Here is a 14,192-nt window from a genome sequence, read left to right on the forward strand (position 1 = left end):
TTTTAAAGGGAAATCCTCCGGTAAGCTATTGAAACGATTGAAATGCTTTCAATCGTTTAAAACATCTAAAATTTTTTAAACCAGTTAACCCGGGAGCGCGCCGCCCTATATGGAACGCGCTCCCTTTCGGGAAACTGACAGATCAGGCGGCCTTGATCAGCACCGAGACGCCTGGCAGATCCTTGCCCTCCATCCATTCCAGGAATGCGCCGCCGGCGGTCGAGACGTAGGAGAAGTCGTCGGCAGCACCAGCGTGGTTGAGGGCCGCGACCGTATCGCCGCCGCCTGCGACCGACGTGAGCTTGCCGGCCCTGGTCTGTTCTGCCGCATGTTTGGCGGCAGCGACCGTCGCCTTGTCGAAAGGCTCGATCTCGAAGGCGCCGAGCGGGCCGTTCCAGACGAGCGTCGAGGCCTTGGAAATCCATTCGTTGACGGCTGCCACCGACTTCGGCCCGACGTCGAGCATCATGGCGTCAGAAGGGATCGCGTTGATATCGACCACTTCGTTGGCGGCACCAGCCTTGAACTCGCGAGCGACGACGCCGTCGACCGGCAGCACGATGGCGCAATTGGAGGCTTCGGCTTCTGCCATGATCTTGCGGGCCGTGTCGGCAAGGTCATGCTCGCAGAGCGACTTGCCGACATCGATGCCCTGTGCCGCGATGAACGTGTTGGCCATGCCGCCGCCGATCACCAGCGCGTCGACCCGTTTCACGAGGTTCTGAAGCAAGTCGATCTTGGTGGAGACCTTGGCGCCGCCGACGATCGCGACGACCGGGCGGGCCGGATTGCCGAGGCCCTTTTCGAGCGCTTCGAGTTCCTCCTGCATGGTGCGGCCGGCATAGGCGGGCAGGTGATGGGCGAGGCCCTCGGTCGAGGCATGGGCGCGGTGGGCGGCGGAGAAGGCGTCGTTGACGAAGATATCGCCGTTTTTGGCGAGCGCCTCGGTGAAGCCCGGGTCGTTCTTTTCCTCACCCTTGTGGAAACGGGTATTTTCGAGCAGCAGGATATCGCCGTTCTTCATGCCGGCGATCGCCTGTTCGGCTTCCGGGCCGATGCAATCGGAGGCGAAGAGGATCTTGTGGCCGAGGACGTGGTTGACGGCAGAAACGATCAGCGACAGCGACATGTCGGCGACCGGCTCGCCCTTCGGACGGCCGAAATGGGCAAGCAGGATAACCTTGGCACCCTTCTTCGAGAGTTCCAGAATGGTCGGGGCGACGCGCTCGATGCGGGTCGCGTCGGTGACCTTGCCGTCGGCAACGGGGACGTTGAGATCGACGCGCACGAGGACGCGCTTGGCTGCAATATCGGTGAGGTCGTCAAGGGTTTTGAAGGCCGGCATGATGCTAATCCATTTACTCGGAAAGTTCGTAGCGGACCTTACTATGCCTGACCGGCGACGCAAGACGATTGGTCGCAACCATTGCCATTCCGTCTGTCGCGGAGACGGAGCGTGCCGATTCTACTGCGATAACGCAGCGGGTGGAGGATTTTATTTGAGCGTTCGCTACTCTATGCCGGGCCTTCCGGCGGCAGGGCGCCCGGCTTCACCGGTACGTGCTTGCCACGATATTTGCGGACCAGATCGCGGACGCGGTGGGCGATCTCGCGCATGTTGATGAAGATCGGCAGATTGGTCGCCGGCTCCACGGGTTCCAGCGAAATGCCGATGCTACGGACATGTTCGTGCTCATCGAGTTCGCGGACGATCAGGATGATCGAGCCGAAGCGGATGCGGTCTGCATATTCCGCGCGGCCGCCGAGCCGCGAGGTGATCAGGTCGCCGATCGTCATGTTCTGCTCGTTGGCGGAGAGCAGGCCGGGGCCATAGGCGGCATCGAGCTCCTTGGCAGGGCCCGCCGGCGAGATCGCAAACGCGCCGAAAAATTCCGCATCGTCCTCGTCGACCGGCACCTGGCTTGCGAAGATGCGGTCGAGCAGTTTCGAATAGGCGGGCGAGATGAACAGGTAGACCTGGTCGTTTTCCTTCAGCCGGCCGGCATATTGGTAACGCATGCTGCGGCCATCGCGGATGACCAGCGACGGCATGGCCCAGCGGGGGATGCGCTCGCCCTGCAGGATCGGGCTGTCCTTCATGACGCGGTAGGAGATCAGTTCGTGATGGGCGGTGCCCGGCAGGTCGAGCTCGATCTTGTCGACGGCGCCGATGCGCGGCGGAATGATGAGGCCGAGCTTCTGGGCGACCGGCTTGATCGTCCAGCCCTGGACGAGCAGGGAGACCAGCACGATGATGAAAGTGACGTTGAAGAAGAGCTGGCCGTTCTCGACGCCGCTCAAGACCGGCATGATCGCAAGAAGGATGGAGACCGCGCCGCGCAGGCCGACCCAGGCGAGGAAGCTGGTCTCCTGCTGGGTGAAATCATAGGGCAGCAGGCTCAGCCACACGGCGATCGGCCGGGCGACGAAGATCAGGAAGAGCGCCAGCCCGATCGCCGGCAGAAGGATGGCCGGGAATTGCGAGGGCGTGGCGAGCAGGCCGAGCACCAGGAACATGATGATCTGCGCAAGCCAGGTCAGCCCCTCGTTGAAGCGGATGATCTGGGGTTTTGCGAACATCTTGCGATTGCCGGAATAGATGCCGGCCACATAGACCGCTAGAAAACCGCTGCCGCCCACGGCGCCGGTGAAGGAAAAGACGAGCAGGGCGAGCGTCAGCACGAAGATCGGCGCGAGGCCCCGGTCGGAGGTGAAGCGGTTCAGCACCCAGACGATCATCATGCCGCCGAACAGGCCGCAGATGACGCCGAGCCCCATTTCCTCGACGAACAGGAAAAGGAAGTGCAGGTCGAGGCCGGAAAGGCCCTGGCCGGTCGCCAGCAGTTCGGCAAGCGCAATCGTCAGGAAGATCGCCATCGGGTCGTTGGTGCCGGACTCGACTTCGAGCGTCGAGCGCACCTTGTCGCGGATGTTGATGCCGCTGACGCGCAGCAGGAAGAAGACGGCGGCAGCATCCGTCGAGGCGACGATCGAGCCGAGCAGCAGGCCTTCGAGCCAGTTGAAGTTGAGAAGGATCATCGCGCCAAGGGCGAAGATGCCGGTCGTCAGCAGCACCCCGACCGACGCAAGCGTGATCGCCGGAGCCGCGGCAAGGCGGAACGAGTGGATAGGGGTCATGAAGCCGGAATCGAACAGCACGATCGCCAGCGCCAGCGAGCCCAGCATGAAGGTGAAGGAATAGTTTTCGAACTGGATGCCGAGGCCGTCGACGCCGGCGAGCAGGCCGATCGACAGGAAGATCAGCAGCAGCGGAGCGCCGAAGCGGAAGGCAAGCAGGCTCGAAAGGGCAGCCGCCAGCACCAGGACCGTGCCGACCAGCAGGACGATATAAAAAGCCTCCACCTAAAAGTCCCTTCCTTCGCACCTCTCGCCGACACCATCCCCGTCCGCAGCTCCGGTACCGGAACTGTGCCACGCCGCAACGCGGCCATGCAAGAATGGGGCAGATCCCGGCCGAGGGCCAGGCGAATCGACTGATCGATTAGGCGGGAACAATTCCGGCAAGAGAAGGGCAGGGGATAAAAAAGACGGACCAATGCCTTGATGCCGACGGCTTTTCAAAGATCGGAGAGCCCACACGAATGCGGAACCTCGATTGATTTTTTAATGGTGGCTCCGCATTCGCGTGGCCTTCGGCGTCTTTTCGGGGCTTCCGGCCCCTACAGGTGATCATCTCGCCTCGCTGCGTGGCTTTATTCGCGATCTCCTTTCGGGAAATCCTGCCACTTGCACGGCTCAACCGAACCGGACATGGCTGTCCGGGGGAGGCTTGATAGGGAGATTTTCATCTCCCATGGCTTTCACCTCTTCCACCATCCCCGCACGTTACGGTTCCGATGAAAGCGCCGGCCCCCGCCTGCCCGCGAACGTCTCGCGAAACACTCCGGCGACGGAAGCGAGGGGATTGTAGGCATGGGTTGGAGGGGTGGGGATGTCGAGGGTGAAAAAATCTGGCGGTGCGTCGTAGTGCAGGGCTTTGCTTCTGCGGTCTTACGAAGCCACTGATGACTAAGCCAAACGTTTCATTCGCTCGATATGCTCTCGAAGTCTTCCGATTTCGTCTAACGCTCCAACCTGACCTAGCGCCCAAGCGTATATTGAAAGGTAATCCAGATTTTCAGATTGCAAGGCGAGAAGGTCTCTCAATTTCGGCACGAGCCTCTTTTGTTTTTGACGTCCAACGGCATGCGTAAATTCACGGGGAAAGTCTGCCGCCAAGGTCAGAGCCCTAGTTTCGTCGTCTACCAATATGGCTTCGACCAGGCGCATTCGCCAATACTCATCTTCGAACAGGGGCAAAACCTGCTTGACATCCAAGGCTCTCGTAGCCGACGGGTTTCGGGCTATCAACTCTAGTGCTGTCTGATCACCCGTACTTTCGAAAACCTCAAGCAAACGCGAGCCGGCTTTCTCGTCAATTCCTGTTTTGCGAAGAATTGCGTAGGCTGTTTCTCTCCTGAATTTTCTCTTGTGCTCAAGCCAGGGATCGGCAACCGGCCATGCCGCTTCTGCAGGAAGCCGTGACAAAATCCGCCTAATCGCTCTGTCGTAGGTTGGTTTGCGACGACTAGGCAATCCGTCGACGATCTCTGCCAATCGCCGCACAGACTCCGCAAGGGAATAGGCTTGGTTGCGTGAAGGCTCATATTCACATACACGAAAGACGACTTCCGCAGAATTGCTGATGTCCGGCAGGCGTTCGATGCTGTTCAGCAACTCATCAAATGGCTGCGATCGTACTTCTGCCAGGGAAAGTGTTCGATCAATCTCCTCCATTAGCATCTTGCGATGCAGAGCGATAAGCTCTGGATTGTCTGCGAGTTTAGCGGGAATGGAGAATCGGCGCATGAGCGAATAATAACGCATCCTTAGAACTTAGTCTTTTTACGAATATTCCGGCCCGTCAAGTTTACGTCAACGAACAGGCTCGAAAACGACATTTTCGGCGGGCGCCATTAATTTCAGCTTCGGAATTACAGTCCACAAAACCGGACACTATCCTCTCGGCCCCTTGCTCGGAAACCGCCTTGGCCGGCCGCGATTGAGTGGAAGAACTGACGGCTTTGAAGGTCGACATAGTCGAACGCGGCAATTCGCTTCTTGCCAGAGCCACTAAGCTCAGACACCAGCCATCCTGGCTTCCAAAAGGATAGGGATTGTCGGTTACAAATGGCTCAAGTGTCTAGCATGTCCCACTCGTCGCCGAGCACCCAACGAATAGCGGACAGCTTGCCGCTGAGCATTCCCCACTCGAAATTAGTCCAAGGGCCCAGTTCACCGGGATACTGCTCTTCGGCGGACTTCATTGCGGCAATCATGCCGTCCCATATCTCGTCTACGATCATGCCCCGCCGCTCTTCGGGTGTGCCAGACTCCCAGACCTCCTTTGGAACCCGCCTCTGTTTGCCGCTCTCGACGGCGGCGATTATACCCCACTTGCGGCCGTACCAAATCTGCGTCGTCAATTTATCTTCAGCTTCGAGCAGTTCGGACAGTGCCCGAGGCTCTTGCCTGTATTCTCGGTCGAAGGTGATCTCCTCGATTAGGTCGCTGGCGTACTCGTTCAGGAGCGTGCCAAGGTTGGTCGAGTAATGTGAGTGTGCTCCGTCGAAAAGGGCCGCGAGATCCGGGTGCGGTAAGCGCGTGTCGGCACCTTTCTGACTGAAGTCGTGGATGTTGTGCGTGACGAATGCGAGCACGTCGTCGCCCTTCCGCTCCGCGAATGCGTCGACGTATGTCTCAATGATTATAGCGTCGCCGATGCCGTTCATTTGCCGGTGAAACGGCGCGACCTTTGCAATAGCGCGGTCCGCTGCACGGGCCTTTACGCTCTCGCGAATGGGAATCGGTTCGGTCGTTGTGAATAGCTTCTCGATCAGGCCAATCGCTTCATTCACGGCTTCACCGCCAGTGGCGATGCGATGATCAATCTCGTTCAATTGCTTAAGAACCTCGCTTCGTCCGTCCTCTGGTGCGAACTGCGCGATCGCGTCCTTAACCCGTTTGAAGTGACTTGACAGGCTCGCGCGGCTCGATGCTATCACGCGCTCTCGATTGCGGGCGAATTCATCGAGGATAATCTGTGGCAGGATCAGTTCAACTTCGCCTGCATTCGTCATCGCGAATAGGACGTCTAGCAACGTTAAGTGGCGCGGGTCTTTCGCGAGGTCCAGCCACACCGACGTGTCGATAAGTAATCTAAGCTTCATCTTAACTCCCGCAAAAGACTGATTACGGAGACTAGCGGATTCTAAGTGGAGCCACCATCCGGAGGCTATCTCTTCCGAAGTTGTGAACGGAACGGCCGCTTCTCAACAACATCATCTCGTAAGCTGCCGGTCCGTTCTCGGCCCGTGGGGCCATGGCGCTTCGCGGCCGCTGACCTTGCTTCCGACGTGCTTCTGTCGAAGACAGCACCTTCTTCGTCACCACCATCCCCGCATACAAAAACCCCCTCCCTTGCGGGAGGAGGTCCATATCTTGCCGGTGCCGCCCGAAGGCAGCGTCTGTGATCCTCAGATCAGCTTGGCAAACGCGACCGACGTGTCGGCCATGCGGTTCGAGAAACACCATTCGTTGTCGTACCAGGTGAGGATGCGGACGAAATTGCCTTCGAGCACCCGAATACATATATCGCCGCAGCGATCATCTCGTTTGGTCATGTAGCCGGCGCGCCTGCTCGATCGCATCCCGATTTGATTCTGCCCAGGTCATCAAGGCCATGACTGGAGCGCGAAGCGACTTGCCGACTGCAGTCAGCTCGTAATCCACGCGCGGAGGGATCGTCGGAAAGTGGGTGCGACTGACCAAACCGTCCCGTTCCAATTGACGAAGCGTAATCGTGAGCATCCGCTGCGAGATCCCGTCGATCTGCCGGCGCAATGCATTGAAGCGGACCGGCCCATCGTTCAGGGCCACGAAGATGTAGAGACTCCACTTATCGGCGATGCGATCGAGGATTTCCCGAACGGGAAGGCAGTCGGCTTCTTCGCTTGGGGTAGGAAACTCTATGTCACCGAGTGTCATGAATGTGCCTTCTTGCGAACGGTCGAATAGTTATCTTAATAGGGTTGGTCACAATTTTATACTACTCATTCTCCCAGGAGCCACCAATGACCAACATCCTCCTCGTTACCTCCAGCCCACGCGGTCCTCAGAGCCTTTCCACCCGATTTTCCCGTGACATCGCTGAAAGCCTCAGCGCCCGTTCTGCCGGCACAATTGTCGAACGTGATCTTGGGGCGGCACCTCTGCCGCATATCGCAACAGCCTATATCGACGGCCGCGTTGCGCCGCCCGAGACACGTACGCCCGAACAGACCGAAGCCGTCAATCTCGCTCAAAGCCTCGTCGATGAGGTTCAGGCTGCCGACGTGATTGTCATTGGCTCGGGCATGATCAACTTCGGCCCGCCGACGCAGCTCAAGGCTTGGTTTGACTACATCACTTGGCCTGGCGTCACCTTCCGCTACGACGCAACCGGTGTGATGGGATTGTTGCCCGCCAAGAAAGTCTATCTCGTGACCGCAACCGGCGGCGTCTTTTCGGAAGGCAGGAACGCCCCGTTGGACTTCCAGACCACCTATCTCGTGCATCTTCTCGGTTTTATCGGACTGACGGATATCGAAGTGGTCCGCGTGGAAGGGACACTCGTCAGCCCGGACGCAGCCAAGGCTGCGATCGCCTCCACCGAAGCACAGATCCGGGCTGCATTGGAGCGTGCCGCCTGACCGGCAAACCCGTCACCGACATCCCGCAAACAAACAAAAAACCCCCTCCCTTGCGGGAGGAGGTCCATATCTTGCCGATGCTGCCCGAAGGCAGCCGGGTCAGGCTTCAGATCAGCTTCGCAAACGCGACGGACGTGTCGGCCATGCGGTTCGAGAAACCCCATTCGTTGTCGTACCAGGTGAGGATGCGGACGAAATTGCCTTCGAGCACCTTGGTCTGGTCGATCGCGAAGATCGACGAATGGCTGTCGTGGTTGAAGTCGCGGCTGACGAGCGGCTCTTCGGTGTAACCGAGGATGCCCTTCAGGGCGCCGTTGGAAGCGGCCTTGATCGCTTCGTTGACTTCCGCAACCGAGGTCGTCTTCTTGGCGACGAACTTGAAGTCGACGACCGAGACGTTCGGGGTCGGTACACGGATCGAGGTGCCGTCGAGCTTGCCCTTCAGGTGCGGAAGCACCAGGCCGACAGCCTTGGCGGCGCCGGTCGAGGTCGGGATCATCGACAGCGCTGCTGCACGGGCGCGATAGAGGTCCTTGTGCATGGTGTCGAGGGTCGGCTGGTCACCCGTGTAGGAGTGGATCGTGGTCATGAAGCCATGATCGATGCCGATCGCGTCGTCGAGGACCTTGACGACCGGAACCAGGCAGTTGGTGGTGCAGGATGCGTTGGAGATGACCAGGTGTTCCCGGGTCAGCTGATCGTGGTTGACGCCGAAGACGACGGTGAGGTCAGCGCCATCGGCAGGCGCCGAGACGATGACGCGCTTGGCGCCGGCGGTCAGGTGCAGGGCGGCCTTGTCGCGGGCGGTGAAGATGCCGGTGCATTCGAGCGCGATATCGACGCCGAGTTCTCGGTGCGGCAGGGTCGCAGGATCCTTGATCGCGGTCACCTTGATCGGCTTGCCGCCGCCGACGATGATCGTGTCGCCGCTGACTTCGACGCTTGCCGGGAACTTACCGTGGATCGAGTCGTAACGCAGCAGGTGGGCGTTGGTCTCGACCGGGCCGAGGTCGTTGATGGCAACGACCTCGATATCGGTGCGGCCGGATTCGACGATTGCTCGCAGCACGTTGCGGCCGATGCGGCCGAAACCGTTGATGGCAACCTTGACAGTCATTTCACATACTCCGCTTTTAGTTTGTCCTGGTAGTTCAGTTGGTTCAGGCGAGCTCTTTTTCGGCTGCGGCAACAACCGCTTCCGCGGTGATGCCGAAGTGCTTGAAGAGATCCTTGGCAGGGCCGGAGGCACCGAAGGACTTCATGCCGATGAAGGTGCCCTTCGGACCGATGAAGTGATCCCAGCCCTCGCGCACGCCGGCTTCGACGGCGATCTTGACCGGCGAATTGCCGATCACCGCGGTCTGGTAGGATTCCGGCTGGTCGAAGAAGAGTTCGACGCAGGGGACGGAAACGACGCGCGTCGCGATGCCCTTGCCGTCAAGCGTCGCCTGCGCCTTCAGCGCCAGTTCGACTTCTGAACCCGACGCGAAGATCGTCACCTGGGCGTCGGCCGCGGAAACGAGTTCGTAGGCGCCCTGGGCGCAGAGGTTCTTCTCTTCATAGGTCTTGCGGGCCGGCGCCAGGTTCTGGCGGGTGAGCGCCAGGCCGGACGGGCGGTGCTTTTCCTTGAGCGCCAGCTGCCAGCATTCGGCCGTCTCGGTCTCGTCGGCCGGACGGAAGATCAAGAGGTTCGGGATGGCGCGCAGCGCTGCGACCTGCTCGACCGGCTGATGGGTCGGGCCGTCTTCGCCGACGCCGATCGAATCATGCGTCCAGACGTGCACGACGCGGATACCCATCAGGGCTGCGAGGCGGACGGACGGGCGGCAGTAATCCGAGAAGATCAGGAAGCCGCCGGAATAGGGGATCAGGCCGCCATGCAGCGAGATGCCGTTCATGGCAGCGGCCATCGCGTGTTCGCGGATGCCCCAGTGCATGTAGCGGCCGGAGAAGTCGGTCGGGGTGATCGACTTCATCTGGCTGGTCTTGGTGTTGTTCGACGGCGTCAGGTCGGCCGAACCGCCAAGCGTTTCGATGACGATGCCGTTGATGACTTCGAGCGCGTCCTCGGATGCCTTGCGGGTCGCGACGGTCGGGTTGTTCTCGGCGATCTTCTTCTTGAAGGCGTCGATGGCGCTGTCGAAATTGCCCGGCAGGTCACCGGCGAAGCGGCGCACGAATTCGGCCTTCTTGCCGGTTTCGGTCGAAGCCAGGCGATCCTCCCAATCCTTGCGGGTCTTGGTCGAGCGCAGGCCTGCGAGGCGCCATGCATCGAGGACGTCGGCCGGAACGGTGAAGGCTTCCGCCTCCCAGTTCAGCGCCTTACGGGCAGCCGCGATTTCCTCGGCGCCGAGCGGCGAACCGTGGACCTTGTGGGTGCCCTGCTTGTTCGGGGCGCCGAAGCCGATGATGGTCTTGGCTGCGATGAAAGTCGGGCGGTCGGACTTCTGGGCGGCTTCGATGGCCGCCGAAATCTGGTCGACGTCATGGCCGTCGATCTCGATCGTGTTCCAGTGGGCGGACTTGAAGCGCATCACCTGGTCGGTCGAGTCCGACAATGAGACGGCGCCGTCGATGGTGATCGAGTTGTTGTCCCAGAAGAGCACGAGCTTGTTGAGCTTCAGGTGGCCGGCAAGCGCGATCGCTTCCTGGCTGATGCCTTCCATCAGGCAGCCGTCGCCGCACAGCGCATAGGTGAAATGGTTCTGCAGGTCGGAGCCGAATTCCTCTTCCAGCTTGCGCTCGGCGATCGCCATGCCGACGGCATTGGCAATGCCCTGGCCGAGCGGACCGGTGGTGGTCTCGATGCCCGATGCATGGCCGTATTCCGGGTGGCCGGCGGTCTTGGAGCCGAGCTGGCGGAACTGCTTCAAATCCTCCATCGTCATGTCCTCGTAACCGGTGAGGAACAGGAGCGAATAAAGGAGCATGGAACCGTGGCCGGCGGACAGCACGAAACGGTCGCGGTCCGGCCAGAGCGGGTTCTTCGGATCGAATTTCAAAAAGCGGGTAAAGAGGACGGTCGCTATATCGGCAGCGCCCATCGGCAGGCCGGGATGGCCGGAATTGGCCTTCTCTACAGCATCCATGGCAAGAAATCGGATCGCGTTCGCCATCCGGTTATGTTTGTCGAGAGAGGTCATGGCTAATCCGCTTTTTACGGGTGTCGGTCACGGTCCGCATGGGACCACTTGAAGGGCGGCCCAGGGACCACCTAAGAGCGGGTGATCCTTAGCAGGTGCAACGCGCAAGTCAACAAAAGCGCCGTCTTTACGAGCGGGTGATGACGAACTTTCCTGCAGCTGCCCGAATTCGATGCAGCATGTGGCGAGCGGCAGAAACATAGGTGACGATCCACAGTTAGGACACGTTTGAAGGGCCTGGATTGATTGACCGGCTTGCGGGCGGTGAATAGTCTTCCGCCCTTGTTGGAGAGGCCGATCGTATCGATTCGGCGCATTTCGCGTATCGACAGGAAGCTTCGCATGCCGTCGGAAAAGACGATCGACATGGTGATTTCGGAACTCAGGGCGGCGATCGGCGGTCTGGAGAGCGCCGTCGATGCGCGTATCGAGCGCCAGCGTGAAACCCAGGACGTGGAAGGCGAGGTTCGCCGCGTGCATGCGGACCGGGCACGGCTGGCGCAGGAACTCGACCAGTCGCAATTCCGCGCCAATCGGCTGGAAGAAGTCAACCGGGAGGTCTCCCGGCGCCTGGTGACGGCGATGGAAACCATCCGCGCCGTGCTCGACCGCTGATGCAGGATCAAGAGGGAACGCCATGGCCCAGGTAACGGTAATGATCGACGGCAAGGCCTATCGCATGGCCTGCGAGGAAGGGCAGGAAGACCACCTGACCGAACTCGCCGACCGGTTCGACCGTTATGTCGGCCACCTCAAGGGCCAGTTCGGCGAGATCGGCGATCTGCGTATCACAGTGATGGCCGGCATCATGATCATGGACGAGCTTTCGGAGATGACCCGCAAGCTCGGCCTGCTCGAGGCGGAGGTCGCGTCGCTCAAGTCCAATCGCGACGGCGCGCTCGAAACCCAGGAGCGCAACGAGCAGCAGGTGGTCTCGGCGCTCGGCGAACTCGCCTCCCGGCTCGACGGGCTGACCGCCAAGCTCAACGGCCGGATGCCGGCGCAGGTGAACTGACCCAAGGTCAATAATAAAGGTTTTCCGCCACTGGTGCGGGCCGACAATCGAACATATATTGGCAACGCGGTCTGCGCCTCACGACAGGAACCACAATCCCTGGGGCCATACTCGATCCAAAGGGAGCTGTCCCTGGCCAGGCCCGTGGGCTTGGACACACGGCGCCCACCTACGTTTGTAGGCACCCAGGATCGTAAACATCCATCGGTTGCCGTGGATCGCGCTTATCCTTCCCCCGATTTCAGGCGTTACCCGATCAGCCGCCTTCGTGCGGGCGGATATATATTTAAGAAAATCCTAATTTATTTACCATGCCGCGGACTTGGCGCGGCCTGATCGCGGATTGGGCGAGGCCCTTAATCCTCTTTTCAAACGATGGCTTTATCGTCCCGGCATGCGTATCAACGAGATCACCAACTGGGCCTATGGCGTCACGGTCGTTCTGACCGTGCTGTCGGGCACTGCTTTCATCCTATCTGCCGGGAGCGCCAATCAGGAGAGGATCGCCGTCGAGGAGCACCTTTCCCTCGATGAACTTTCCGAACAGCTGGCGCTCGGCGCGGAAGAGCGCACCGATGAAGCGCGGCTTTATGTGATGCGCGGTCAGGACCGGCATCTGAAGGCCTTCCACGACAAGGAGGCCGAAGAGCAGGGGCTCGAAGAGGCGATCAGGGGCATCAAGGCGCTCGGCGCCTCCGATGCCGAGTTTGCCGCGCTGGTCGAGGTGGGGGAGGACGCAGAGGCTCTCGACCAGCTCGAGAACGCCGCCATCACCGCTTACCAGAATGGCGACCGGGCCGGGGCACAGGAGGCGTTGTTCGGCCCCGAGCACGACCGCCTGCAGACCGGGCTGCTCGAAACCGTCACCCGGTTCCGGGAACTGGTAAAGGCGCGCACCGAGACTGCGGTAGCACTTGCGCAGTCTCGCAGCGACTTGTGGGGTCTTGCGGCAAAGACGATGCTTGCCGTCACCGCAGCACTTTTCCTCGGTGTCCTCTATTTCGTGCTCAAACGCCGCGTCGCCATGCCGCTCACCCGCATGACCGGCATCGTCACCCGGCTTGCCCGGCAGGACTATGCCGTGGAAGTGCCGCTCGACCGCCGGCGGGACGAGATCGGCGAGATGAACCAGGCAATCCACATCTTCCGCGAAAACGGTTTGGAACGTGACCGTCTCGATGCCGAACGGCGCGCTGACCAGCTGACCAAGGATTTCATCCTGCAGATGATGCACCGTCTGCAGGCCTGCCAGACGCAGGGCGAGCTGGCGGACGTCGTCTCCCGCTTTGCGCCGCAGATATTCCCGAACCTCGCAGGCCAGCTCTATGTACTGAACGACAGCCGAACGACGCTCACCGAGATCGGCTGCTGGCTCGACCCGCAGCTTTCGGCCACTTCCTTCCCGACCGGCGCCTGCTGGGGATTGCGCCGCGGGCGGCCGCACCTGAGCAATCACGGCCACGGCGACATTCCCTGCCAGCATCTCGGCGAAAGCGACGTCGCCGGGCTCTGCATTCCTCTGACGGCGCAGGGAGATACGATCGGCCTTCTTTATTTCGAAGAGCGCCCTGATCATGACATGGCGGCGGAAAGCTCCCGTCTCTATCTCGAACTGATCGCCGAGAATATCGGCCTTGCGGTTGCCAACCTGCAGCTCCGCGACAGGCTGACGAACCTTGCGGTGCGAGACGCGCTGACCGGCCTGCTCAACCGCCGCCGCCTCGACGAGACGCTGGCCCGCCATGGGCGCGACCTTCCGGACCGGCCGCTTGCCTGTCTGATGATGGATATCGACCGGTTCAAGCGCTTCAACGACGAGTTCGGGCACGACTCGGGCGACATCGTCATGCAGTACGTGGCGCAGATGATGCTCGACGCCGTCGGCGAGACGGGGACCTGCCATCGCTTCGGCGGCGAGGAGTTCACGATACTCTTGCCGGATGCGACGGAGACCGCCGCCTTCGCGCTCGCCGAACGCTTGCGGCAGAAGATCGCGACCACGCCGCTTTCGCATGGCGGTCGCATTCTCGGCCTCGTCTCCGTTTCGATCGGCGTCGCAGGCTCGCCTGCCGGGGGACCGATATCGACGCTCGTCACGCGGGCGGACGCAGCCCTCCTGGAAGCCAAGGCGGGCGGGCGGAACCAGACCGTGCTTGCAGGCGCGGTGAAGCTCGCGGATCAGGCCAGCCGCAATTCGGCTTGAACGGATCGGCGAACAAAATCGCCGTGAGCGACGCCGGCTCCTGATCGACCATTCTGCGGCCTTTGCTTGACAACGGGCGA

The 14,192-nt window shown here is 60.7% G+C and carries 11 protein-coding genes, 1 other RNA gene and 1 pseudogene; 5 read left to right on the top strand and 8 right to left on the bottom strand.

What is annotated here, in order from left to right:
- Positions 1-142 precede the first annotated feature (142 nt).
- The 6 genes and pseudogenes from pgk to C5J24_RS25805 form a co-directional block, all read right to left on the bottom strand.
- Positions 143-1,345 (bottom strand): phosphoglycerate kinase, encoded by a 1,203-nt coding sequence (gene pgk / locus C5J24_RS25775; RefSeq protein WP_105421958.1) that lies wholly within the window; start codon positions 1,343-1,345, stop codon positions 143-145.
- 170 nt (positions 1,346-1,515) lie between these two features.
- Positions 1,516-3,363, bottom strand: coding sequence for a potassium/proton antiporter (locus tag C5J24_RS25780; protein WP_105421960.1), 1,848 nt, complete (start codon positions 3,361-3,363; stop codon positions 1,516-1,518).
- 666 nt (positions 3,364-4,029) lie between these two features.
- Entirely contained in the window at positions 4,030-4,887 is an 858-nt protein-coding gene (locus tag C5J24_RS25785; protein ID WP_105421963.1) for a hypothetical protein, read from the bottom strand.
- A gap of 308 nt (positions 4,888-5,195) precedes the next feature.
- Positions 5,196-6,230 carry a PIN domain-containing protein gene (locus C5J24_RS25790; RefSeq protein WP_105421965.1) on the bottom strand — a complete coding sequence of 345 codons (1,035 nt, stop codon included), beginning with the start codon at positions 6,228-6,230 and terminating at the stop codon, positions 5,196-5,198.
- A 306-nt stretch (positions 6,231-6,536) separates the two neighbouring features.
- Positions 6,537-6,644 (bottom strand): annotated as a pseudogene (locus C5J24_RS25800) (erythrose-4-phosphate dehydrogenase); the annotation flags it as partial.
- Positions 6,645-6,666: 22 nt separating this feature from the next.
- Positions 6,667-7,047 carry a helix-turn-helix domain-containing protein gene (locus C5J24_RS25805; RefSeq protein WP_105421969.1) on the bottom strand — a complete coding sequence of 127 codons (381 nt, stop codon included), beginning with the start codon at positions 7,045-7,047 and terminating at the stop codon, positions 6,667-6,669.
- 86 nt (positions 7,048-7,133) lie between these two features.
- On the opposite strand from C5J24_RS25805, the gene C5J24_RS25810 reads away from it, so the two are divergent.
- The gene (locus C5J24_RS25810) at positions 7,134-7,751 is read left to right on the top strand and encodes an FMN-dependent NADH-azoreductase (RefSeq protein WP_105421971.1); all 618 of its coding nucleotides are present in this window, start codon (positions 7,134-7,136) and stop codon (positions 7,749-7,751) included.
- A gap of 106 nt (positions 7,752-7,857) precedes the next feature.
- On the opposite strand, the gene gap is transcribed toward C5J24_RS25810, so the two are convergent.
- Positions 7,858-8,868 carry a type I glyceraldehyde-3-phosphate dehydrogenase gene (gap, locus tag C5J24_RS25815; protein ID WP_105421973.1) on the bottom strand — a complete coding sequence of 337 codons (1,011 nt, stop codon included), beginning with the start codon at positions 8,866-8,868 and terminating at the stop codon, positions 7,858-7,860.
- 43 nt (positions 8,869-8,911) lie between these two features.
- Entirely contained in the window at positions 8,912-10,894 is a 1,983-nt protein-coding gene (gene tkt / locus C5J24_RS25820) for a transketolase (RefSeq protein ID WP_105421975.1), read from the bottom strand.
- 342 nt (positions 10,895-11,236) lie between these two features.
- On the opposite strand from tkt, the gene C5J24_RS25825 reads away from it, so the two are divergent.
- From C5J24_RS25825 to C5J24_RS25840, 4 genes are all read left to right on the top strand, one after another.
- Entirely contained in the window at positions 11,237-11,509 is a 273-nt protein-coding gene (locus tag C5J24_RS25825; protein WP_038589375.1) for a DUF4164 domain-containing protein, read from the top strand.
- Between the two features lie 22 nt (positions 11,510-11,531).
- A complete protein-coding gene (locus C5J24_RS25830; RefSeq protein ID WP_105421977.1) occupies positions 11,532-11,909 on the top strand; it encodes a cell division protein ZapA in 378 nt (125 codons plus the stop codon).
- A gap of 65 nt (positions 11,910-11,974) precedes the next feature.
- Positions 11,975-12,133, top strand: a non-coding RNA gene (gene ssrS / locus C5J24_RS25835) — 6S RNA.
- A 170-nt stretch (positions 12,134-12,303) separates the two neighbouring features.
- Positions 12,304-14,112, top strand: coding sequence for a diguanylate cyclase domain-containing protein (locus C5J24_RS25840; protein WP_105421979.1), 1,809 nt, complete (start codon positions 12,304-12,306; stop codon positions 14,110-14,112).
- Positions 14,113-14,192 lie beyond the last annotated feature (80 nt).

Source organism: Neorhizobium sp. T25_27 (genome assembly GCF_002968565.1).
In the GTDB taxonomy this organism is placed as follows: Bacteria; Pseudomonadota; Alphaproteobacteria; order Rhizobiales; family Rhizobiaceae; genus Neorhizobium; species Neorhizobium tomejilense.

What these genes read in the sequence shown, in the direction of transcription:
- pgk (WP_105421958.1), bottom strand. Translation starts at nt 1,345, where the DNA reads ATGCCGGCCTTCAAAACCCTTGACGACCTCACCGATATTGCAGCCAAG.
- C5J24_RS25785 (WP_105421963.1), bottom strand. Translation starts at nt 4,887, where the DNA reads ATGCGTTATTATTCGCTCATGCGCCGATTCTCCATTCCCGCTAAACTC.
- C5J24_RS25790 (WP_105421965.1), bottom strand. Translation starts at nt 6,230, where the DNA reads ATGAAGCTTAGATTACTTATCGACACGTCGGTGTGGCTGGACCTCGCG.
- C5J24_RS25805 (WP_105421969.1), bottom strand. Translation starts at nt 7,047, where the DNA reads ATGACACTCGGTGACATAGAGTTTCCTACCCCAAGCGAAGAAGCCGAC.
- C5J24_RS25810 (WP_105421971.1), top strand. Translation starts at nt 7,134, where the DNA reads ATGACCAACATCCTCCTCGTTACCTCCAGCCCACGCGGTCCTCAGAGC.
- gap (WP_105421973.1), bottom strand. Translation starts at nt 8,868, where the DNA reads ATGACTGTCAAGGTTGCCATCAACGGTTTCGGCCGCATCGGCCGCAAC.
- tkt (WP_105421975.1), bottom strand. Translation starts at nt 10,894, where the DNA reads ATGACCTCTCTCGACAAACATAACCGGATGGCGAACGCGATCCGATTT.
- C5J24_RS25825 (WP_038589375.1), top strand. Translation starts at nt 11,237, where the DNA reads ATGCCGTCGGAAAAGACGATCGACATGGTGATTTCGGAACTCAGGGCG.
- C5J24_RS25830 (WP_105421977.1), top strand. Translation starts at nt 11,532, where the DNA reads ATGGCCCAGGTAACGGTAATGATCGACGGCAAGGCCTATCGCATGGCC.
- C5J24_RS25840 (WP_105421979.1), top strand. Translation starts at nt 12,304, where the DNA reads ATGCGTATCAACGAGATCACCAACTGGGCCTATGGCGTCACGGTCGTT.